Origin of the sequence: Frankia sp. AgKG'84/4, from assembly GCF_023242965.2 — a bacterium.
GTDB lineage: Bacteria > Actinomycetota > Actinomycetes > Frankiales > Frankiaceae > Frankia.
The window spans coordinates 1-20,055 of record NZ_JALKFU020000036.1 but is presented as its reverse complement, the minus strand read 5'-3'; the positions used below and the strand labels follow the sequence as shown (position 1 = coordinate 20,055).

The 20,055-nt window shown below is 70.4% G+C and carries 17 protein-coding genes and 1 pseudogene; 9 read left to right on the top strand and 9 right to left on the bottom strand.

Going from position 1 to position 20,055, the window contains the following annotated elements; translation table 11 throughout:
* Positions 1-1,093, top strand: a 1,093-nt coding sequence (locus tag MXD58_RS04900) for an ATP-dependent helicase C-terminal domain-containing protein (RefSeq protein WP_284677871.1), incomplete at its 5' end; no start/stop codon positions are given.
* Between the two features lie 117 nt (positions 1,094-1,210).
* Here the strand turns inward: MXD58_RS04900 and MXD58_RS04895 are convergent.
* The 3 genes and pseudogenes from MXD58_RS04895 to MXD58_RS04885 all read right to left on the bottom strand — a co-directional run.
* Positions 1,211-1,764 (bottom strand): annotated as a pseudogene (locus tag MXD58_RS04895) (amidohydrolase family protein); the annotation flags it as partial.
* An 87-nt stretch (positions 1,765-1,851) separates the two neighbouring features.
* A complete protein-coding gene (locus tag MXD58_RS04890; RefSeq protein ID WP_248839669.1) occupies positions 1,852-3,060 on the bottom strand; it encodes an epoxide hydrolase family protein in 1,209 nt (402 codons plus the stop codon).
* A 369-nt stretch (positions 3,061-3,429) separates the two neighbouring features.
* Complete coding sequence (locus MXD58_RS04885; RefSeq protein WP_248839667.1) at positions 3,430-5,283, bottom strand: chloride channel protein; 1,854 nt, start codon at positions 5,281-5,283, stop codon at positions 3,430-3,432.
* Positions 5,284-5,355: 72 nt separating this feature from the next.
* On the opposite strand from MXD58_RS04885, the gene MXD58_RS30580 reads away from it, so the two are divergent.
* The 3 genes from MXD58_RS30580 (at position 5,356) to MXD58_RS04870 (ending at position 7,369) form a co-directional block, all read left to right on the top strand.
* Positions 5,356-5,634, top strand: coding sequence for a CBS domain-containing protein (locus tag MXD58_RS30580; RefSeq protein WP_248839666.1), 279 nt, complete (start codon positions 5,356-5,358; stop codon positions 5,632-5,634).
* Positions 5,631-5,864 (top strand): hypothetical protein, encoded by a 234-nt coding sequence (locus tag MXD58_RS04875; RefSeq protein ID WP_248839665.1) that lies wholly within the window; start codon positions 5,631-5,633, stop codon positions 5,862-5,864. Before MXD58_RS30580 ends, MXD58_RS04875 begins: the two co-directional genes overlap by 4 nt.
* A 98-nt stretch (positions 5,865-5,962) precedes the next feature.
* Positions 5,963-7,369, top strand: coding sequence for a DUF1254 domain-containing protein (locus MXD58_RS04870; protein ID WP_248839664.1), 1,407 nt, complete (start codon positions 5,963-5,965; stop codon positions 7,367-7,369).
* A 91-nt stretch (positions 7,370-7,460) separates the two neighbouring features.
* Here the strand turns inward: MXD58_RS04870 and MXD58_RS31595 are convergent, their stop codons facing one another.
* Positions 7,461-7,679: a winged helix-turn-helix domain-containing protein gene (locus MXD58_RS31595; protein WP_308301904.1), complete on the bottom strand. Its 219-nt coding sequence runs from the start codon at positions 7,677-7,679 to the stop codon at positions 7,461-7,463.
* 230 nt (positions 7,680-7,909) lie between these two features.
* On the opposite strand from MXD58_RS31595, the gene MXD58_RS04860 reads away from it, so the two are divergent.
* The 3 genes from MXD58_RS04860 (at position 7,910) to MXD58_RS04850 (ending at position 10,071) form a co-directional block, all read left to right on the top strand.
* Positions 7,910-8,473, top strand: coding sequence for a MarR family winged helix-turn-helix transcriptional regulator (locus MXD58_RS04860; RefSeq protein ID WP_248839663.1), 564 nt, complete (start codon positions 7,910-7,912; stop codon positions 8,471-8,473).
* Positions 8,474-8,586: 113 nt separating this feature from the next.
* Complete coding sequence (locus MXD58_RS04855) at positions 8,587-8,952, top strand: hypothetical protein (RefSeq protein WP_248839662.1); 366 nt, start codon at positions 8,587-8,589, stop codon at positions 8,950-8,952.
* A gap of 456 nt (positions 8,953-9,408) precedes the next feature.
* The gene (locus tag MXD58_RS04850; RefSeq protein WP_248839661.1) at positions 9,409-10,071 is read left to right on the top strand and encodes a hypothetical protein; all 663 of its coding nucleotides are present in this window, start codon (positions 9,409-9,411) and stop codon (positions 10,069-10,071) included.
* 187 nt (positions 10,072-10,258) lie between these two features.
* Here the strand turns inward: MXD58_RS04850 and MXD58_RS04845 are convergent, their stop codons facing one another.
* The gene (locus MXD58_RS04845; RefSeq protein ID WP_248839660.1) at positions 10,259-10,978 is read right to left on the bottom strand and encodes an SDR family NAD(P)-dependent oxidoreductase; all 720 of its coding nucleotides are present in this window, start codon (positions 10,976-10,978) and stop codon (positions 10,259-10,261) included.
* A 139-nt stretch (positions 10,979-11,117) separates the two neighbouring features.
* Between MXD58_RS04845 and MXD58_RS04840 the strand changes: the two genes are divergently transcribed.
* On the top strand, positions 11,118-12,089 hold the full coding sequence (locus MXD58_RS04840; protein WP_248839659.1) for an AraC family transcriptional regulator: 972 nt from the start codon (positions 11,118-11,120) through the stop codon (positions 12,087-12,089).
* A gap of 120 nt (positions 12,090-12,209) precedes the next feature.
* Here MXD58_RS04840 and MXD58_RS04835 read toward each other — a convergent pair whose 3' ends face one another.
* Both MXD58_RS04835 and MXD58_RS04830 read right to left on the bottom strand, forming a co-directional pair.
* Positions 12,210-13,241 (bottom strand): NAD(P)H-dependent amine dehydrogenase family protein, encoded by a 1,032-nt coding sequence (locus MXD58_RS04835; protein ID WP_248839658.1) that lies wholly within the window; start codon positions 13,239-13,241, stop codon positions 12,210-12,212.
* A gap of 187 nt (positions 13,242-13,428) precedes the next feature.
* Positions 13,429-14,139, bottom strand: coding sequence for a hypothetical protein (locus tag MXD58_RS04830; RefSeq protein WP_248839657.1), 711 nt, complete (start codon positions 14,137-14,139; stop codon positions 13,429-13,431).
* 491 nt (positions 14,140-14,630) lie between these two features.
* On the opposite strand from MXD58_RS04830, the gene MXD58_RS04825 reads away from it, so the two are divergent.
* Positions 14,631-15,740 carry an ABC transporter substrate-binding protein gene (locus MXD58_RS04825; RefSeq protein ID WP_248839656.1) on the top strand — a complete coding sequence of 370 codons (1,110 nt, stop codon included), beginning with the start codon at positions 14,631-14,633 and terminating at the stop codon, positions 15,738-15,740.
* A 136-nt stretch (positions 15,741-15,876) separates the two neighbouring features.
* Here the strand turns inward: MXD58_RS04825 and MXD58_RS04820 are convergent, their stop codons facing one another.
* Positions 15,877-17,331, bottom strand: coding sequence for a ricin-type beta-trefoil lectin domain protein (locus tag MXD58_RS04820; RefSeq protein WP_248839655.1), 1,455 nt, complete (start codon positions 17,329-17,331; stop codon positions 15,877-15,879).
* A gap of 58 nt (positions 17,332-17,389) precedes the next feature.
* The coding region (locus MXD58_RS04815) for a hypothetical protein (protein ID WP_250609075.1) at positions 17,390-20,055 on the bottom strand (2,666 nt) is incomplete at its 5' end.

Here is a 20,055-nt window from a genome sequence, read left to right as displayed (position 1 = left end):
GGCCGCGACCGCCCGCTGGCGGGAGGAGACCGGCCGGCTGCGCTCGGCCGCGGAAGCCGGAACCGTCGGGCGCGCGGGGCGGGGATCAGGCGGGATACCCGACGATCTCGCGGCGGGGCTGGTGGTCGGCCTCGCCTTCCCCGAGCGGCTCGCGCGGGCCCGCACCCCTGGCGGCTCGAACTATCTGATGGCCGGCGGCACCGGTGCCGAGTTGGCCCCGGGCTCGGCGTTGACCGGGGTGGAATGGCTCGCCGTCGCGGTCGCCGACCGCGGGCCCGGCCGGATCTCCGCCCGGGTGCGCCTGGCCGTCACCCTCGACGCGGCCACCGCGCGGGAAGCCGGCGCGGCGCTGCTGCGTACCGAGGACGAGGTCGCCTGGGCCGGTGGCGACATCGTCGCCCGCCAACTCGACCGCCTCGGCGCGATCGTCCTCGCCGAACGCCCGGTGATCAGGCCCGACCCGTCCCTGCTGCGGGCCGCGGTGCTCGACGGGCTGCGGGACGCGGGGCTGTCCGTCCTGCGTTGGAGCGCCGACGCGCTCGCCCTGCGCGACCGCCTCGCGTTCTGCCACCGGCTGCTCGGCGCCCCCTGGCCCGACGTCACCGACACCGCCCTGCTGGACGCCGCCCCGGCCTGGCTCGGCCCGGATCTCGACACCGTGCGCCGCCGCGCCGACCTCGGCCGCATCGACGCCAGCCACGCGCTGCGCCGGCTCCTGCCCTGGCCCCAGGCCGCCCGCCTCGACGAGCTGGCACCCGAACGGATCACAGTGCCCAGCGGCTCCCGGGTCCGCCTCGACTACAGCACCACCAGTGGCGCGGCCGGTCCCGTGCTCGCCGTGAAGATCGCCGAGGTGTTCGGCTGGGATCGCCTACCCGCCATCGCCGACGGCCACGCGTCGCTGGTGCTGCACCTGCTGTCACCGGCGGGGCGCCCGGTGGCGGTGACCAGCGATCTGCCGTCGTTCTGGCGCACGGGCTACCCGCAGGTCCGCGCGGAGTTGCGCGGTCGCTACCCCCGCCACCCCTGGCCGGACGACCCGACCACGGCCCCGCCGACCCGCCGCGTCGCCCCCCGCCCCCGTAGCCGCTGACATCTCAGCCGGCGCGGGTGCGACGACCTCCGCTGTCGTCGCACCCATGAACCGCGCGGAACGCGGACTGTTTCGACGTGTCGAAGCAGTGGCGCGGGACCGTCAGGGGGATGTCGAGCGAGCCAGCGGATAGACCCAGTCGGATCCGTTCTCGATGCTGGCCACGTTCAGGTTCGGATGCCGGGTGAAGACCCCGCCGACGATCAGACTCGCCATCGTGTCGTGGATGGCCCGGTCGCCGACGAGAACCGCTCCCAGCGGGTCCGGCGCGCGGAACGGAGCGAACTCGGCGGAGCCACCCCACGGCGCGCTGACCATCGCGTTGTAGCCGCTGTCGCCGAGGTGGAACGCGACCGGCACGCCGGCCTTCGCGAGCCGCGCCCACACCGGGTCGTGCAGCGGGTCGCCCAGCGAGCGTCCCCGACCGGTTCCCGTCGGGACCGGCGCGGGGCGCACCTGGACGACGCGCGGTCCCGGTCCCGGTACTCGGGCCGGATGGGCTCGACCTTGGTGAGGCTGCGCGGGTCGACGCCTTCCGGAATCTGGCCGCGGAACTGCAGGTCGAGGCAACCGGGAACGATCACCGGATCGAACGTGGGGTTCGGGATGAAGTTGTTGACCCTGCCGCCGATGACCATCTCGACGTGGCGGCCGTCCTGGACGACACGCAGCGAGCACCTCCCGCGGTCGGGCGCCGGGGCTGCCCCGGCTCTGTTCGGGGACGGCGGCCTTGCTGCCGCCAACCGCACTTCCCCTCCTCAGCCACGACGCGGGTCCCACTTCCGCAACGAACGGAAGGACGCTCGCACCTCGTCGACGAAGAGCGCCGGCTGCTCGAAGGCGGCGAAGTGGCCGCCCTTCGCCGGCTCGTTCCAGTAGTGCAGGTTCACGAACCGGCGCTCGGCCTGCCGGCGCGACGGCCGTCGCAGTTCACGGGGGAAGACCGAGCATCCGGTCGGGACCGTGACCTGACCCATTCTCAGGATCGCCGCGGACGCGGGATCACTCCACGCGGCCGGTCCCGCGCTCTCCCAGTAGAGCCGAGCCGAGGACGCGGCCGTCGCTGTGAACCAGTAGAGCGTGGCGTTGTCGAGCAGCTGTTCGCGGGTGAACAGGGTGTATGGATCTCCGTCGCAATCCGTCCAGGCACAGAATTTTTCCACGATCCAGGCGAGCTGACCGACCGGCGAATCCACCAAGCCATAGCCCAGGGTCTGCGGGCGGGTACTCTGCACATGCTGGTACCCGGTCCCCCACGAGGTATGCAACTGGAAATCCTCGTAGTTGCGTCGCTCCTGCTCAGTGGTGTTCTCGTCGGGAACTGGCAATGCGACCGTCGGCATGTTGATGTGTATACCGATGACCCGGTCGCGATGCGCCTCACCGAGAATGGCGGTGACCGCAGAACCCCAGTCACCACCCTGCGCGCCGTATCGGTCGTATCCGACCCGCGCCATCAGTGTGGACCAGGCGTCCGCGATCCAGGGCAACCCACGGCCGCGGGTCGAGGGCCGGCCGCTGAAGCCATAACCCGGCAGGGATGGGCAGACCACATGGAACGCGTCCCGCGGATCTCCTCCGTGACTTGCCGGATCGGTGAGCGGCCCGATCACATCGAGGTATTCGAGGAAGGATCCAGGCCAGCCATGAGAGATCACGAGCGGTAGCGCGTCCGGTTCGGGAGAGCGGGCATGCACGAAGTGGATGTCGACGTCGTCGACGCGCGTGATGAAATTTGGCCACGCGTTCATCCGCGCGGCGGCGGCATCGAAATCATAGTCCCGGCGCCAGTATCGAACGAGGTCCTGGACAAAATCGAGCGGCGCGCCCTGAGACCAGTCCTCCACCGTTTCGCTCTCGGGCCAACGCACATGTTCGAGCCTTCCGCGAAGGTCATCGATCGCGGCCGGATCGAACTCGACGCGGTAGGGCGCAAGGGTGTCGCCTTCTACATCATTGCCAGCCATTCGAAACCACCTTCTGCGCGGCTTTGATGTCGGGAATCAACAGCCCCCTGAACGTGGCGGTGATTCGTGTCAGCTCGTCGGGCCTGAGCTGGTGAAGGGTCATCGAACCCGCGCTGAGCAGTCCGCGCGAGTTCGGCCCAGCGCGTGTCACGGGATTCATGGCCGTCACGCGCCGAGCATAGCGGGGTTCCCCCCAAGGCGGCGGAATGATCTCCCTGGTAGAAGTCGCGGAGAGGAGTGCCGTCAGGACGATTCCATGGACGAGCAGGCGGGCCAGACTCCCTGGTCACCCAGCGGGCTCTACCCCGGCGATCGGCGGTCAGATGGCGGCGGCGAGTCTCTTCGGTTCCACGCCCTGTCGGGCATTCGTCAGGAGGGAACGCGGCTTTCTCCAGGAGGTTGCGACATGACGGACGGTGCCGCGGTGGTGAAGGCACTGGCGCGGGAGGACGGGTAGACGGCGGCGAGAATCGACTGGGGGGTGATCCATCCGATGGCCTTCTCGCCGCTGTCATCCAGGATAGGGAGGCAGCGGGAGTCGACGCTGGTGAGCGCGTGCAGGGCGGCGGCAAGGCTGGTGGCGGCGCCGACGTACGGCGGGAGGACGCAGAGCTCGCCGACCGTCCGCGGTAGCGTGCCCGGCGTCGGGTCAGGGACGGCCTCGCTGTCGGAGACGATGCTGTCGAGGGCGGTGGCGATGGCGCGCGCGGTGATGATGCCCTGGTAACGGTCCTGATCGTCGGTAAGGGGAAGAGCCCCGTGTGGGGATCGGGCGAGGGCCTCGGCGGCGAGGGTGAGGCTGGTGGACGCCGCGATCGCCGGAGGCGCAGGGCGCATCGCCCGGGTGGCGGGGATCGCGCGCAGGCGGCGGGCCTCGTGGGAGGCGGTGAGGTCGATGCCCCGGCGGGTCAGTTTCAGGGTGTAGACGGTGTCGTGACTGAGCAGCCGGCTGACCAGGGTGGCGATGACAACCGCGGACATCAGCGGAAGGATGATCGTGTATTCACCGGTGAGCTCGAACAGGATGAGGACCGCGGTGATCGGGGCGCGGGCGGCGCCGGCGAAGACCGCGCCCATGCCGACCAGAGCGTAGGCACCCACGGGGGCGACAAATGTGGGCGCGAGGTCGTGGGCGAGGGTGCCGAAGGCGGCGCCGGTCGCGGCGCCGATGAACAGGGAGGGGGCGAAGACGCCGCCTGAGCCGCCGATACCGATCGTCAGGCTGGTCGCCAGGATCTTGCCGACAATGAGGATGAGCAGGAACCACAGGGCGTACCCGCCGTGAACGGTACGTTCGAGAACGGGGTAACCGACCCCGTACATCTGGGGCAGGGCAAGCAGGACTCCCCCGAGGAGCAGGCCACCGACAGCGGGGCGGAGCCATTCGGGCCAACGCCAGGCCCAGTCGCAGAGGTCCTCGATGAGGTAGAGCAGTCGGGTGAACAGCACGCCGACCACTCCGGCGAGCGCTCCGAGCCCGATGAACAGCAGGTATTCACCACCGTGGCGGATCTCGAACACGGGCAGAGTCAGGAACGGCGCGGTGCCGAACGCGGCGCGTCCGATGATGCTGGCGGTGACGGCGGACAGAACGACGACGCCGAACGCCTCGGCGGTGAACGACCGCAGGATGACCTCGAGGGCGAAGAAGACACCGGCGATGGGTGCGTTGAAGGTGGCGGCGATGCCACCGGCGGCGCCGCAGGCGACGAGGATCGGCAGCCGGCTGTCGGCGACCCGGACGAGCTGGCCGAGAGTGGAACCGAGAGCGGCTCCGATCTGCACGATGGGGCCTTCCCGTCCGACCGAACCGCCGGTGCCGATGCACAGCGCGGAGGCCAGCGATTTGACCGCCGAGACACGCGGAGGGATGCGGCCGTCGCGTTCAGCTACCGCGTACATGACCTCGGGTACCCCGTGGCCGCGGGCCTCCCGGGCGAACCGGTTGATGAGCGGGCCGTAGATCAGACCACCGAGCACCGGGGCCACCAGCAGGAACCAGAAACCCAGGCCAGGAAGATGCGGGTTGGGTAGACGTCCGCCGACCGAGCAGTCCGCCCGGCCGCAGAAGACCTCCGTGAACGTCTTGATCAGCCAGCGGAAAGCCACGGCACCGAGGCCCACCCCCACACCGATGATCACCGCGAGCGCAGCCAGACCCGCCCCCGCCCAACGCGGGTCGGTGTCCCGAATCGCCGCCCACCGAACCGAAGCCGATCTCACGCGTCGCCACATATTTGTACAGTACAAAAATTGTGGTGAGCGATCTCGCGGCCGTGGGCAGGGTCACCGAACGTGTCCCGCGAGAGCAGCGGGTCCAGTCACGCTCGCCGGACCCACGCCGACGTCCTCGGCCGGGCACTCGCCGGACGCCCGGTCCGGGACTGCCTGCCGGCAGGACGCCCGGCGCTGCCGGTAGCCGACGCCGACGACACCGTGGTGGAGGTCGCCGCGCTGATGGCCCGCCGGCACAGCCCGCTGGTGGCAGTGGTGGAACGGCACGGACAGGCCGTCCGCATCCTCGGGGTGATCACGGCAACGGACCTGCTGGACCGTCTGCTTGGGCCGCGATGAGGGACTGGCACAGTTGGGCCGCTGTCGCGATCTTCGTGCTCGCCTACGCGGCGATCATCAGCGAGCGGATTCCCCGGACGACCGCCGCACTGGGCGGGGCGGCCGGAATGCTCGCGGTGGCGGCGAGCGACGATAAGGCTGAGTTCACCCGATATGGCCTGATCATCACCGTCGTCACCGTCGCCCTGTCCGCCGTCTACCTCTGGCTGCGTTACCTCGCCTTCACCTGATCAGCCGTAGTGGATCGCGGCTGCTCACAGGTATCTCACACGCCCGTGGATAACACTGCCGGCTGTCGATCGAATCCGCTGGATATCGGGAGCGCAACATGCGAGGACGACATCGGACCGCCCGCGGGGTGATCGCGAGTGTCGCGATCGTCGCCGCCACCGCGCTGGGCTTGGGCCTGGCCGGGACAGGGCTTTCCCCCGCGGCCGGGGCGGCCACGACGTCGACCGCCGACGAGCAGATCGCCGCGAACGGTTACGTCTACGGGTACGCGCCCGTCGTCGCAGCGCGGACCCGCGGGGACATGCTCTGCCTTACGGCACCGAACACGCTGATCAACCAGTCCTCGCTGTCGACCCCGGCCACCCGGTCGGTCGTCGCACCCAACGTGGACACCCTTTACTCGATCGGCTGGTTGGATCTGCGGACCGGGCCGGTGGTGCTTTCGGTACCGGACATGGGTGATCGTTACTACGTCTTCGAACTCCTGGACATCTATACGAACGTCTCAGCCGACATCGGGACGCGCCTGAACGGTCAGCGGGCGGGACGGTATGCGATCGTCCCGCCCGGCTGGCAGGGCGGCCTGCCGAGCGATGTTGTCGCCGTCAGCTCACCGACCTGGGATGTCTGGATGATCGGTCGGACCCTCGTCAAGGGCTCGGACGATCTCGATGCCGCCCGGGCGGTCCAGGGCCAGTATTCGCTCTCCGTGCTTCCCGACTCGGCCCCGACGGCCGCTCCCCCGCGCCTGCCGGCCGTCTCCTGCACCGACCAGCCGGATCCCACCACCCCGTACGACGCGGGTGCGGCGTTCTTCGACGAGCTCGCCGCGGTCCTCGCCGCGGACCCACCGCCCTCCGTTGATCAGCCTCTGCTCGATGACCTCGCGACGCTGGGCGTGACGCCCGGATCGAAGCCGAGCACGGGCGACCCGGCAACGGTCGAGGCGTTGGCGAATGGAGTCAGCCTGGGCGAGCAGCAGGTTCAGGAGGCCGTACCGAACGCATTCGCGCAGGCGGGTGAATGGGGGTCATCCCTGAACGCCGGCACCTACGGCACCGACTATCTGAGCCGGGCGGCCATAGCGGTCGCGGCGCTGGGGGCCAACGTTCCGGCGGAGTCGATCTACTACCTGGCCGGAGCCGCGCGGGGCCAGAGTTTCGTCGGCACGACCACTTACACCATGCATTTTCCGGCGGACGCGCTCCCGCCGGCAGGCGAGGCCGGCTTCTGGTCGCTGACGATGTACAACGAGGACCAGTATCTCGTCCCGAACCCGTTGCGCCGGTACTCTCTCGGCGACCGCAGCGACCTGGTGTACAACCCAGACGGCTCGCTCGACCTCCAGCTCTCGGCGACACGTCCCAACGGGCCGGTGGCGAACTGGCTGCCGGCCCCCGAAGGACCGTTCAATCTGATCGTCCGTGTCTACCTTCCGACCGGCGCCGCGACCGACGGCGGATGGTCACCGCCGGCCGTCACCACCCAGTCCGACGCTGGCTGACACCGCAGCGACGTACGACGGCCGCCGTCCTGGCGCGGCGCGGCGCGGCGCACGATGAGCCGCCGCGGTCGAAACGACCGATGGTCAACCGTTACGGTCGGTGACCCTGGCAGGCTCTACAGCTATTATGAACGTCGAGCAGGCGGGAGTCACCGAAGTAGTCGTAGCCCCAGACCCGCTCCAGAAGCTGCTCCCGGGTGACCACCCGTCCATCGGCCATGGCCAGTTCGCACAGCAGCCCGCGGTCGGCCTGTCCCGACTGGTGAACAGACTCAAGGGCGGGTCGTCTCGGCGGATGCGGCAGGAGCACCCGAACTCGCCCGGCACCACTGGCGGGCCAACCGGCTCAGATCTGCGTCGTGATCCACGGCGCCACGAGGTCACCTCTCGATGCTTCGAGGCCGATGGGGCACCACCCGGTCGGCATGTCGACGCCGGCCTCCAGTTATGGTAGATATTTGTATAGTACAAAATTTGGCGTGAGGGCGTCAGATGGTCGTCGACTCCGACGGAAGGAGCCCCAGACGGTAGAACGGGGGCATGGCACGCGCCCCCGACGATCCCAGCTCGCCCCCCCGGACGTCCCCGACCGAGGAGGCATCGCGAGCGGCAGTGTCGGCCGGTGTGCCGGGTTCCGCCGTGGACGAGGTCACCGATGCGGTCCTCACCGCGTCTCGGCTGCTGGTCGCGGTCTCCGCCCGATCGATCGCGGCGGTCGGCGAGGACGTCACGCTGCCGCAGTTCAGGATGCTCGTCGTGCTCGCGGGACGGGGGCCGCAGCGCGCCGGGGAGCTGGCCGAGCTGCTCGACGTCCATCCCTCCACCGCGACGCGGATGGCGGACCGGCTCGTCGGTGCCGGACTGATCGACCGAGTCGCCAATCCCCAGAGTCGCAGGGAGGTCATCGTCGCACTCACCGAGCCGGGGCGGCACCTGGTCGAGGACGTCACCGCCCGGCGGCGGGCCGAGATCGCCTCGATCGTCGCCCGGCTCGACCCGCAGCTGCGGGCGAACCTCGTCAGCGCCCTGCGGGCCTTCGCGGACGCCGGCGACGAACCCATGGCGGTATCCAGCCGGGACGCGTCGGCGCTCGGATGGACCTGACGGTCGTGAGCGGCGGCGCCACCTTCTTCGACAGAACGTAAAACTTTGGCGGCGAGTCGCGGGCGGGTGGCGAGGTCGCGCCGTGGTCGCCGCCTCCAGCCTCTGGAGATCAGATGGTCAGTTCCATCACCCGCGGCCGGGCGGCCTGCGCCGCGGGCGCCGTCGTGGTCACCGCGGCCGCCGCCGTGTGGAGCCGACACGAACCGTCCGCCCCGATGCTGCCGGCGTCATGGGGCCGCTGGGGCCAGCAGGGCGGACCGCCACCGCTGAGCCCGGCCCGGCTGTTGGACACCTGGCAGCTCGACGCGGTGGCCCTCGCCTACCTGGTGCCGGTGACCTGCCTCTACCTGTGGGGAGTCGCCCGCGTCCGGGCCCGACATCCAGTCCGGCCCTGGCCCCGGTCACGCTCGGCGTCTACGTCTGTGCCTGGACCCTCACCCCGGACGAAGGACGACCACCGCGGGTGGTGCCCGCCCTAGGGCTCGCCGGCTGCCTGACCCTTGCGTTCGCCCTGCCGCTGTCCTCGGTGGTCTCCGGGGTCACGGTGCTCGCCGTCGGCGCCGCCGCCTACGGCATACGCCGCGGTGTTCGGCACCAGCCGCAGCGTGAGACCACCTCCCACCCTCGCGTTCGGCGGGACCCACCACAGGCCGCCGGGCCGGACTGCGCCACCGTGGGGACCCGAAGGCACAACGACAGGGATCGCCCCCAGCGCGGGTTCGGGAAGGCATCGCGACGGTGACGTCGGTACTCGCATCCGCCTGACATCTCGCTGGGAAGTAGCTCTCGTCCTGGGCTGGTGTTCTCGCTGTGCCGGCGAGGGGCGTGGACACAGCTGGGCGGACCCGTGAAACCGCGACACCTGGCCGGCTACCGGTGCCTCGCCCGCCGGGGCCACCCGAGCCTCTTCCTTCTCGAAGGCAGGTGTCCGTTCCATGACCCGTCACGCTCCGATACGTAAAGGTCTCGCGTCGGCAGCCGTCGTCGCCGCGCTGCTCGTGGTCACGGCCTGCCAGGCTGGCGCGCCGACCGGCACCACGGTGGCAGCGACGGCGACCGCCGCAGCCGAGCCGACCGGCGAGCCTGCCGTGACGGCCTCGTCATCAGGCGCCCCATCGCCCGGCGCGGTCGCCCTGTCCCCGACCGGTTCCCCGACCATGTCCCCGACCGATTCCCCGACCGTGCCGACGGCGGTGGCCGCGTCGTCCCGTGCGGTGCCTTCCACCAGCCCGGTCGGCACAGGGGCCGGCGGGCCGGGGTCGCTGACCGTCGCCATCACCGCGCCGGTGGCGGTCGCCGGCCACGTCAACACCGAGGTCAGCTGCCAGACCCATGGTGCCCGCTACGTGGCGACTGCCGGCGGGTCGATTCAGGGCTACACCGTCAACGACGTCGTGCGAGTCGCCGGCTACCACGGCCCGGGCAGCTACCCGGCTCTGGTGACCATGTCCATCACCGGCCCGCAGGCCAACGACGCGGTGTCCGCCGTCCCAGCCACCGCCGAGATCACCGCGGCCGGCGGAAACATCTCCTTCTCGGCGGCGACCGATACCGGACGAACCCTCGCCGGCACGATCGCGTGGGCCTGCTCCGCCTGACCGATCAGGTGACCGGCGAACCGCGACGAACCGCCCACAACCAGGCCGCTCGCCGCGACCGACCCATGGCTGCGCCGACGGCGATGGCTGGCTCTACCGGTCGCCGCACTGCTCGTGCTGGTACTGACCGCCGGCCGCCGGCCGCGGGCCTTGACGGTCCGCGGCCGGCGCCGGCGGCCGTTGGTGCTCAGCCGGCGAGCATCCGTTCGAGGGCCGTCGGGTCGGCGAGGTAGACCGAGCCCGCGCCCGCTGATGCGTCGTCGGGCCAGATGACCGACTGCCCCGCGGCGACGCCGGCGACGATCCGTTCCGCGACGGTCTCGGGGCGCGCCTTCTCCGCCTCGACGCCGGCGAGCATGTCCGTGTCGATTCCGCCGGGATAGGCCCCGATGACCTCGATGCCCCGGCCGCGCAGCTCCGCTCGCAGGGACTGGGTGATCGAATGCGCGGCCGCTTTCGACGCGCAGTACGCCGCCATTCCTCCCACCGGGGCCAGCGCGATCAAAGTCAGGACGTTGACGATCGCGCCGGGCGCGTTCGCCGCCAGGACCGGGACGAACGCCCGGCTCACCCGCAAGAGTCCGATCTGGTTGGTCAGCATGTCGCGCTGGAACAGGTCCAGATCGCCGTCAAGCACGCCGCCGAACCCCAGCACCCCCGCGTTGTTGACCAGCAGGGTGACATCCGGCGCAGCCTTGGCCGCCGCGTCCACACTTGACTGATCGGTGACGTCCAGCGGCAGGACCACGACCTTTGGGTCCTGGCTCACGACGGACGCGACGCGGTGGGGGTCACGCGCCGTGACGTAGACCTTGCTCGCGCCGCGAGCGAGAAGCTCGGCGACGAGACAGGCGCCGAGTCCCCGGTTAGCCCCCGTCACCAGGGCAATGCTGCCGTCGACCTTCATGTGTCACCTTCCGGTTGCGATCTGGAGTAAGGCAACCGTATGGCGCCCGACGGCCGCAATCGATGCCGCAGATACTCAGATTCTTGCTCATTCGTCTCACTGATCATGAAGCCATACAGACATAGGTAGGCTGGAAAATGTGGATCTACTCGCGGACGTCCTGACCGTCGCGGGCGTGCGCGGCACCGTCGCCGCGACGGTCCACGCCGGCGACCCATGGGGCCTGCGTCTGTTCCGGATCTCCGCAGCCGCCTTCCACGCGCTCACCGCCGGTACCGCCTGGTTGCGACTTCCCGGCCAACCGCCAATCCGCCTCATGCCCGGCGACGTCGTCCTCCTGCCCGCCGGATCCGAACATGGCCTCGCCGGCGACCCGCAAGGACCGCTCGACCCGTTCGACCACGCGGCGTCAAAGGCCGCACTCGCCGCTGGCGGCCGGCTCGACCTGGGAACCCGGCCCGCGCGGACCAAAATCCTGTGCGCTTCCTACCGGCACGATCCCGCGGTCACCATCCCGCTGTTCACCCTGCTTCCCGAGGTTGTCCACATACCCGCCGGCTCACCCGGCGCCGGGCCCCTGGCCGACACCGTCCGGCTGCTCGCGAACGAGCTCGCCGAACCCGGTCCGGCCAGCGCGACGCTGCTCGACCGGCTCGTCGACGTCCTGCTGATCCAGGTGCTGCGCGGCTGGCTGCACGCGACACCCACCACACCGTCGGTCTCCTGGCTACGAGCACTCAACGACCCGACGGTCAGTGCCGCCCTCAGCGCGCTGCACGCCAACCCCGGGCATGCCTGGACCCTCACCTCACTCGCCAGCCAGGTCGGCGTCTCCCGCGCCACCCTCGCCCGCCGCTTTCCCGCCCTCGTCGGCGAGTCCCCGGCCGCCTACCTCACCCGCTGGCGCATGGACCTGGCCGCCCGCCGCCTGCGTGACACCGACGACCCCGTCCACGTCATCGCGCGGGCCGCCGGATACACCTCCGAATACGCGTTCTCCCGCGCGTTCGCCCGCGACCGCGCAACCCCACCCGGGCGCTACCGCACCCGCAGTCGACGCGGCACCGCCCCGACCGCGGACCGCTCACCACAGGAGTCCGACCGGCCCTGATCAAGGCCGCGATGCTCGCCGGGGCGGTGGAGCATGATCCTTCTCGAGTCTCATGCGGCCATAGCGACCCGGCTGAAGGGCGCTGCAGGCGGTGCGATCACCTTCTGGGTTGACGGCGCGCTACGCGTTCTCGCGGTTCAGCAGGTGGCGGCCGGTGACGAAGGGCTGGTCGGCGTAGTTGACGATGCCGGGGGCCGCGGCGACGACGTGGGGGATCGCGTTGACCGCGGGCATGGCCGTCGGCCCGGCCGACGCGAAGTGGGCACTGCCAATCGGCGCCAGCCGCACCTGAACGCCGGGGTCGCCCTCGATCTCCAGCACGTAGCCGTCCTCGACCGGCCAGTTCGGCTCCATCTGGTCGCCGACCTTCCACACGAACCGGCACTCGATCACCGACCGGCCACCGGAGATCCCGGCGATCACCCCCTTGAAGCCCGAGATCTGGCCTTTCTCCAGCGTCATGAATCCAAAGTCGATGTCCTCCGTCGCGGCGGCGAACTCGGCGGTGAACCGGACCTCGTCGAGCTCGATCGCCAAGGCGTGCGCCAGCACGCGGATCTGCTCCTTGAACGACCCGCAGTTCACCTCGATCATCCCGGGGGCGGCCGGGTCGTCCGGCTGCAGGCCGATGCTCATCGCGCGGAACATCCGCTCGTTGGCGTAGCCGCTCATGTCCAGCGATTCCAGCATCGAGATCCGGTCGATCCGGGTGCACATCGCGCTCGCCGCGAGCACGGTCAGGCCCATCTGCCCGGGGTAGACGCCGGTCGTGTAGAGCGACGACCCGCCGCGTTCGCAGGCGGCCGCGAGCCGGTCGCGGACGTCCTCGCCATAGCCAGCGCCCGCGAGCATGTACATCGTGGACACGATGTTCACGCCGGCCGACAGAATGCGGTCGAGCTGGTCGAAGTCCGGCCGGTAGGCCATGTACGAGACGCAGTCCGGCTTCAGCGCCAGCAGCGCATCGACGTCGTCGGTCGCCGTGACGCCGATCGGCGCGATCCCGGCGAGCTCGCCGACGTCCTTACCGACCTTGCCCGGCGCATAGGCGTAACAGCCGACCAGCTCCAGTGCCGGGTGCCCGACCAGGCCGCGGACAGCCGCGGTGCCCGTCTTTCCCGTCGTCCACTGGACGACACGCAGCTTGCTCATCGATGTCTCCGTCTCCGTGGGTCCGGTCCTACCGGGCCTGCCGCTCGGGCGGGCGGGTCGAGGTCTCCATGAGCGCACGCCAGGTCAGGGTGACCTCGTCGCGCGGCAGGGCCAGCGACGGCGTTTCGTCTCGCGGTAGGGGTTCGCCGCCATGCCCTCGGTGTGATGACGCTGGCGGAGCTGCCGGTTATCCGCCGCGAACCCGCTGGCGGCCTCGACGGAAGAAGGCGAGGGCGTCCGCGACCGAGTGGACCCTGTCCCAGGTGAGGTAGGCGCCGAAGGATGCGTTCCAGAAACCGTCCGGCGTCGGGGGCGGCGGTGACGGCGGACCGACGTAGAGGTAGGGCTCCGCGACGGCCTCATCGCCGAGGGAGGCCCCGTAGTTGATGTCGCCGGCCCGGAGGGCGACGTCGGCGTGTTCGGGCCAGAGGGTGATCTCACTCGGGTCGTCGCCGGGGATCTCGGCTCGCCACTCGTGCAGCGCGGTGTCGCCGAGCGCGTACCAGGCGGCGATGCGCCGGGCCGCGGCGGCGTCGAGCGCCAGCTCGGCGTCGGGATCGCAGGGCGTGCTCAGGGGGTAGACCTCGGCCGGGCCGCCCGGCGCGGTCAGCCCGACCAGTGTCGCGGCAGCACGCAGGGTGCGCAGCGGCGCGCGCGTTTGCGCCGCGCCGGGCGCCTGCCCGTCCGTCCGGACGCGCACGACGAGGTCGGTGCCCTCGACGGCGAGGGTTCGGGCGTCGTCGCCGAACGCGGGCGTAGCGAACCCGCCGGGAGTGACGGTCAGGCCGAGGCGGCCGCTGGCCTGGTAGCGAGCCGCGGCGAAGACGTGTTCGGCGACGGCGTGCAACGCCGCGCGGGTGCGGACGAAGGGGGCGTCGATGCCGCTGTCGTGACTCATGGCGAGCTCCCTGGTTGTCCGGCCCCTGGCACCGACGGATCCAGGAGGGCCAGCCGAAGGATATTCCGGTCGCGGACGGGCACTGTCCGAACGTCGACGGGCAGCGCGGGCGCCGGGTTCCGGGCGAGCACCGGCGCGCCCGTCGAGCGACGAGCCGGGCTCCGCCACCGACCCGCCACCAAGATTCACCCGCAGATCCAGCGCGAATACCGATCCATGCACGCATATACGGGCTATATTTCCAGCATAGACCGCATACGCGGACTTATTGAGATCTTGGCGAGGCTTGATTCGCCCGCCGGCCCGCGTGGACCCGACCCTGGCCAGGCCAGGTCACGAATGCCGGTGGGCCTAGTCGTCGTCCGCGGCGATCGCGTCGTCCACAGCTCGAGGTCGGTCGGGTCCACCGACCTCCGTCGGCGTGCGCGCACCTGCCTCACCAGGCCGAAGATCCCAGTCAGAGCACTCGGCAAGGACTGCAACCAACACACATGGCAGACATCCGCTTCCTGCATCGCCGCCTCGCCGCTGTCCTCCTAGCGGCGCTGGTGGCACTTCCAGCACTGACCGCCTGTGGTGACGACACCGCCAGTACCCAGAGCGGTTCCGCCAGCCGGACAACCGCGGCCGCGGCGGCGACGCGCACCGTCGTCGACATGTCCGGCAACCGCGTCGAGGTACCGACGCGGCCGATGCGGATCGTCACCAACTATCCGGCGGTCACTCAGATCATCTTCCTGCTCGGCGCGATCGAGCGACAGGTAGGGGTGACCCAGAGCAATCTGACGACCCTGCCGCTGTTCAAGAAGATCTATCCGCCGCTCGCGGCCAAGACCGCCGTCTTCGCCACGGACACGACCACCGTGAACAACGAGGTCCTGCTGGCGCAGAAACCGGACCTGGTGCTCCTGAGCGCCGGTAACGGGACGCTCCGCAAGACGATCACCGGGCTGGGGATCCCGACCGTCGACATCGCCAGTTTCCCGAACTCCGACAAGCTCAAGGCCGGCGTCACCTTCATCGCCAGCGTTCTCGGCGGGGACGCGCCGGCACGGGCGAAGAAGTTCACAGAGTTCTACGACAGCTCGCTCACCCGTGCCGCAGCGGGCACGAAGGGCCTTCCCGACGCGGAGCGCCCGAAGATCTACTACACGGCGGACAACCCGTTGAGCACCGACGCGAGCAAGACGATCGCCGAGGTCTGGGCGCGCCAGGGCGGGGGTGTGGCCGTCACGGAGAACAAGGGGATTCAGGGCACCGCCAAGGCGGTGACGCTCGAGAGCGTGGTCTCCTGGAATCCGGACTACATCATCTGCCGGGACCACACGACCTGCGAGGAAATCCTCAAGGACGACCGTTGGTCCACCGTCGCCGCGGTGCGGGACCACCACGTGATCACCAACCCGCGCGGAGTGTTCGTCTGGGCCGCGCGCAGCGCCGAATCCGCGCTGCAGCCGCTGTGGGTCGCCAAGACCCTGCACCCCGACCGCTTCACCGACGTGGATATCGCGAAGGAGATCAAGACCTTCTACACCACCTTCTACAACTACAAACTGACCGACGCCGAGGTCGACGGAATCCTCAACCCGACGCAACCCTGACCGGACGCAAGCCCTGACCGGATGCGCGGCCCGACCGCGTGTCACCGGGCGGCGGGCGATCCCTGCCCGCCGCCCGGACCGGCAGTTCGTCGACCGGCGCCGTCCGGCAGTCGATGGGCGGTGCGGCGGGCGCGGTTCAGTCGCGGGAGACCCACCAGCTGGAGCCGCCGACGCGGTCGCCCGGGTTCCAGATGAACGCGTACTTGCGGTCGGAGTCGTAGTTGTAGATGGGTGCGTAGAGCCAGCCGCTCTTGTCGTCGTTCCACAGGCCGACGGAGTCGCCGTGGCGGATGACGTCGTGGCCGGCGACGGACAGGCCGCAGTCGTCGAGAATCCTGACGGTGCTGTTGATGGTCAGCTCACCGCCGTAGGGGCCCCGCAGCTCACGGATGCGCACGTATTTTCCCTCGCCCTGGACGAATTCGGCACCGCCGAATCCGCCTATGCTGCCGTCGACAGAAAGGTCGCGCATCACCCTCAGCCCGTTGTGGCCGGAGGTGCTCATCTTGTCGCCGACGATGATGTCCTCTTCCAGCCGTACACCGCTGATGCCCTGGGTGCTGAGTTTGCTGCCGACGGTCAGGTCGTTGTTGGCACTGAGCAGCCCATTCACGTCGACCCGGGACCGGGCGGTGAGGTTGCCCGAGACCGTCAGTCCCTGCCCCACCGTCAGCTCCCGCTGGACCGTCAGCCCCTCCTGGAACGTCGCGTCCAGGTGGGCCGTCAGCCACCCGTGCACGTCGACGGTGTCCTGGGCGTTGACAGGGCCGTGGATGGTCAGGCCGGTCAGGGTGGGGTTGTTGACGGTGATGGTGAGGCTGGCGTACTGCTCGACCGACTCGAAGCCCGCCGCGGCCACCTGGGTTCCGTCGCCGGCGGCGGAGGCCTTCAGGATGAAGGTGGTGTCGCGGACGATCTCGCCGAACGAAACGGACCACGAGGTGCCGGTTCCCTCGTAGCGGGGATTGTCGTCCCCGCTGCCGTCGTACAGCCAGAAATAGCTGCCGTTGCTCTCCCAGGAGAGCTGGAGGGCGTCGCCGGCGTCGATGCTCGTCCTGGGCACGGTCGGCCGGCTCGGACTGCGGGACAGGAAGTTGCGCAGGTAGAAGATGGGCTCGATGACGGGCATGGTCAGGGTCCGCGGGCTCTTACGGCTGAATCCCTGCGGTTTCGTGCTGGAGGATTCGTAGACCTGCACGAGGAGCGGGTCACCGGTGGTGGTGGCGATCAGGCCACTGATGCTGAAGACCAGGGGGTAGTTGACCGCTTCCTTCGGGCTGGCATTGTGGAAGGTGAGCACGAAATTGTTGGCGCCGGCCAGGACGAGTTCATCACCGGCGTCCGCCTCCACCGACACCGGCTGCCATCTGCCGTCGTTCACCGCGATGACCGGATTCTCGGTGAAGTACGCGGTTCCGCTCTGCGTGCTGACCGGCACGGAGACCGCGATCCGGTCGGCGTAGATGGTCTGTGCGCCGCTGAGGACGGAGATGTTGATGCTCGCCTTGGTGCCCTTCTCGGGGTCACCGGCTGCCTCGAGGGGTGACGGGCTGGTGGCGGGGCGGTAGTCGAACAGGGGGTTTTCGGGCATGGCGAATCTCCTCCTGGCGTGCGGTGTGTGTCCTGACGTGCGGTAAGGAGCGACGTCGCTACTGCTCCGGGTCGGCGCGGAAGCGGAGCAGGCCGTCTTCGAGAAGGACAGCGGTGCCCGGGAACCGGGCTTCGAGCGGTGCCGGGACCAGTGCGTACGGCACCCAGGCGGCCCCGCCGGTCGTCGGGCGCAGCCAGGTCCAGGAGCCGTTCTTCTCGGCCGGCCGGGGAAGGGCGAGGGTTCCGGTCTCGGAACCGGCATCGGAACCGGCATCGGGATCTGGGTCGGCGTCCGGGTCGGGGTCACGGTCGGGCGGGCTGGTCGAAGCGTGTTCGGTGGTGAGGACGGGGCCGAAACGGAAAAGGGCCTGCAGGTGACGCAGCGCGTCGTCGGTGTGCCGAGGCGCAACGGTGACAGTCGCCGTGGGGGCGACTCCGCTGGTGGCGTGGACGGGCGCGCGCGGATCGAGGAGCAGGAGCAGCCGGGTAGGTGCCGTGTCACCGAACGTCAGCGGGATGTAGTTTCCGGTGCCGGCGGCGCCGGGCGGCCCGATCTGGGTGGTGTAGTCCTGCTGGTCGTCGGGTGCGGTGACGCTGTGGAAGCAGTCGTAGTCGTAGGAGCCGCGCGGGTCCGTGGCGTAGAAGCCGATGAGGCCGTCGTCGCGGGCGGCCACGTCGCCGAGGCGGATCTCGAACTGGTCGCCGGGGAAGGCCGCCGGCGGCGGGTCGAGCGTCGCGGTCCAGCCGGTGTCACGGATAGGGGGTCCGTCGAGGGTCAGCCGGACCTGCGCGGGGACAAGCGCCAGCGGGCGCCCGAGCAGCAGGGACAGGTTCTGGTCGGCGCGCTGGCCGAGCGGGTCGGTGGTCCACAGGGTTGAGTCGATGACGTCGAGGAAGGCCGTGAGGTTCGCCGCCGCGGCGAGCTTCGGGGAACCGATGAGGGCCGCGAGCTCGGGGACGTGGGCGGCGAGCTGCGCCGGGGTGGTGATGGCGCTGCCGGGCGGCGGCTCCCACTGGCCGGTGCGCCGGCCGTCGGGGCCGGTGAGCAGGCGGTAGGTGCCGAGCAGGAGCCCCGCCGGGTCGTAGAGCAGCAGGCTGTGGTCGAGATGGTTGGGGAGGATCCAGCCGGTGATGGGGCTGGGGTCGGCCGCGGTACCGACGATGCGGGTGCCGGTCTGGCCGTCGAGGAGGTCGAAGTCGAGCCGGGCGGGCTGCAGCGGGCGCGGGGGCAGCTGGGCGACGGAGGCGATCGTGGGTGTAAGCGAGGTCCCGGCGGCCAGCGCGGTGTCGACGGTGAGCGGGAAGTTGCGGTAGTCGTGCAGGCCACCGCTCTGGTCATCGCCGCTGACGACAGTCAGGACCCGGCCGAACTTGTCGTAGAGGAAGAGCTCCTCGAGGTGGATCTGCCCCTGGCGGGTCTCGTGGAAGGGGGCGCTGGTGCTGCCGGGCAGGTACGGGACGCTGCTGACCCGGCCGCGGTAACGCGCGGGCAGGCCGTCCTCGGTGGCGGCATCCGGGTAGCCGGCGAGGCCGGCGACGGTGGGAAAGTCGGCGTCGTCGGTCGTGGGGCGGCGGAAGGCGCGCAGGTCACGGGCGGCCAGGCGATCGTTGAAACCGGTGAGTTCCTGCGCGAGCAGGCCCCAGTCGCCGATCGCGGTGAGCCAGGCCTCGAGCTGGTCACGCTGGTCGTCGCCGCCGTGTTGGGCGACGTACTCCGTCAACCTGGCGGCGAACAGGGACCGGGGGTGCGGGCCGAGGGCGCAGAGGCCGGTGACGGTGACCCGGTCCAGGGGAACATCGATGCCGTCGGGGGTGAAGCGGTAGTCGGTGCCGTCGAAGGTCCAGCAGCGCCGCTCGCCCACGGAGTGCGGGATGTGCCGGTAGGAGATCTTCCATTCCATGAACAGCGGCTGCCAGGGCTGGCTCCAGGGCTCCAGGCCCAGCTCCGGGAGGGTGCCGGTGTAGGCGGCGGGTGGGTGGGTGCTCAGGACGGCCCGGACCTGCTCCGCCGACAGACCGCCGGCGGCGGCGGCCAGCGCGGCGGCGTTGCCGGGGTCGAGCAGGAAGTACTCCGCGAGCAGGCCGGCTACCTCGGGCGGGAAGGCGTCGAGACCGGCGACGGCGGGCACCGGGCCGCGGCCGGGTGCGGCGGTGATCGTCGAGCCCGCGACCGTGACGGCGCTGATCAGCGCGACGCCGTCGGCGGTGAGCGGCCGGACGGGTAGGGGCTGGTCGGGAACGGTCGCATCCGCCGGGGGCAGGATCCCCGACAGGCTGACCACCGGGTTGTTGCTCTGCGTGTACGGGGGGCGCGGGACGGCCTTGAGTTCCGCGCCGCCGCCGAGCCCCTTCGCCGCAGCGAAGGCGCCGACCCCGGCGAGGAACGCGTCATGGGCGCTGGCGTGGGCCTGGGTGTGATCGGGCTGGGGGACCTTCGCGGCCAGTTCCCGCACCTCGGCGGTTCGGGCACCCACGGTGTGGGCGAGGGATCCCGCTCGTTCGGCGTCGAGCTCGGACATCATCAGGTCCTGGTCGGGCACGTCATCGAGCGGGACCATCGACGCCCCCGCGATCCCGTTCTTCAGCCACAGCGCGTTGAGCTGCCACTGGAGGTCCGCCAGCTCGCCGAGTCGCTCGTCGAGCCGACGCTGATCGTCGTTGAGGGTGGCCAGCCAGGCCGGCGGGACGAAGGGCGGCGCCGGCGCGGGCCCGGCGGGGGCGGGCG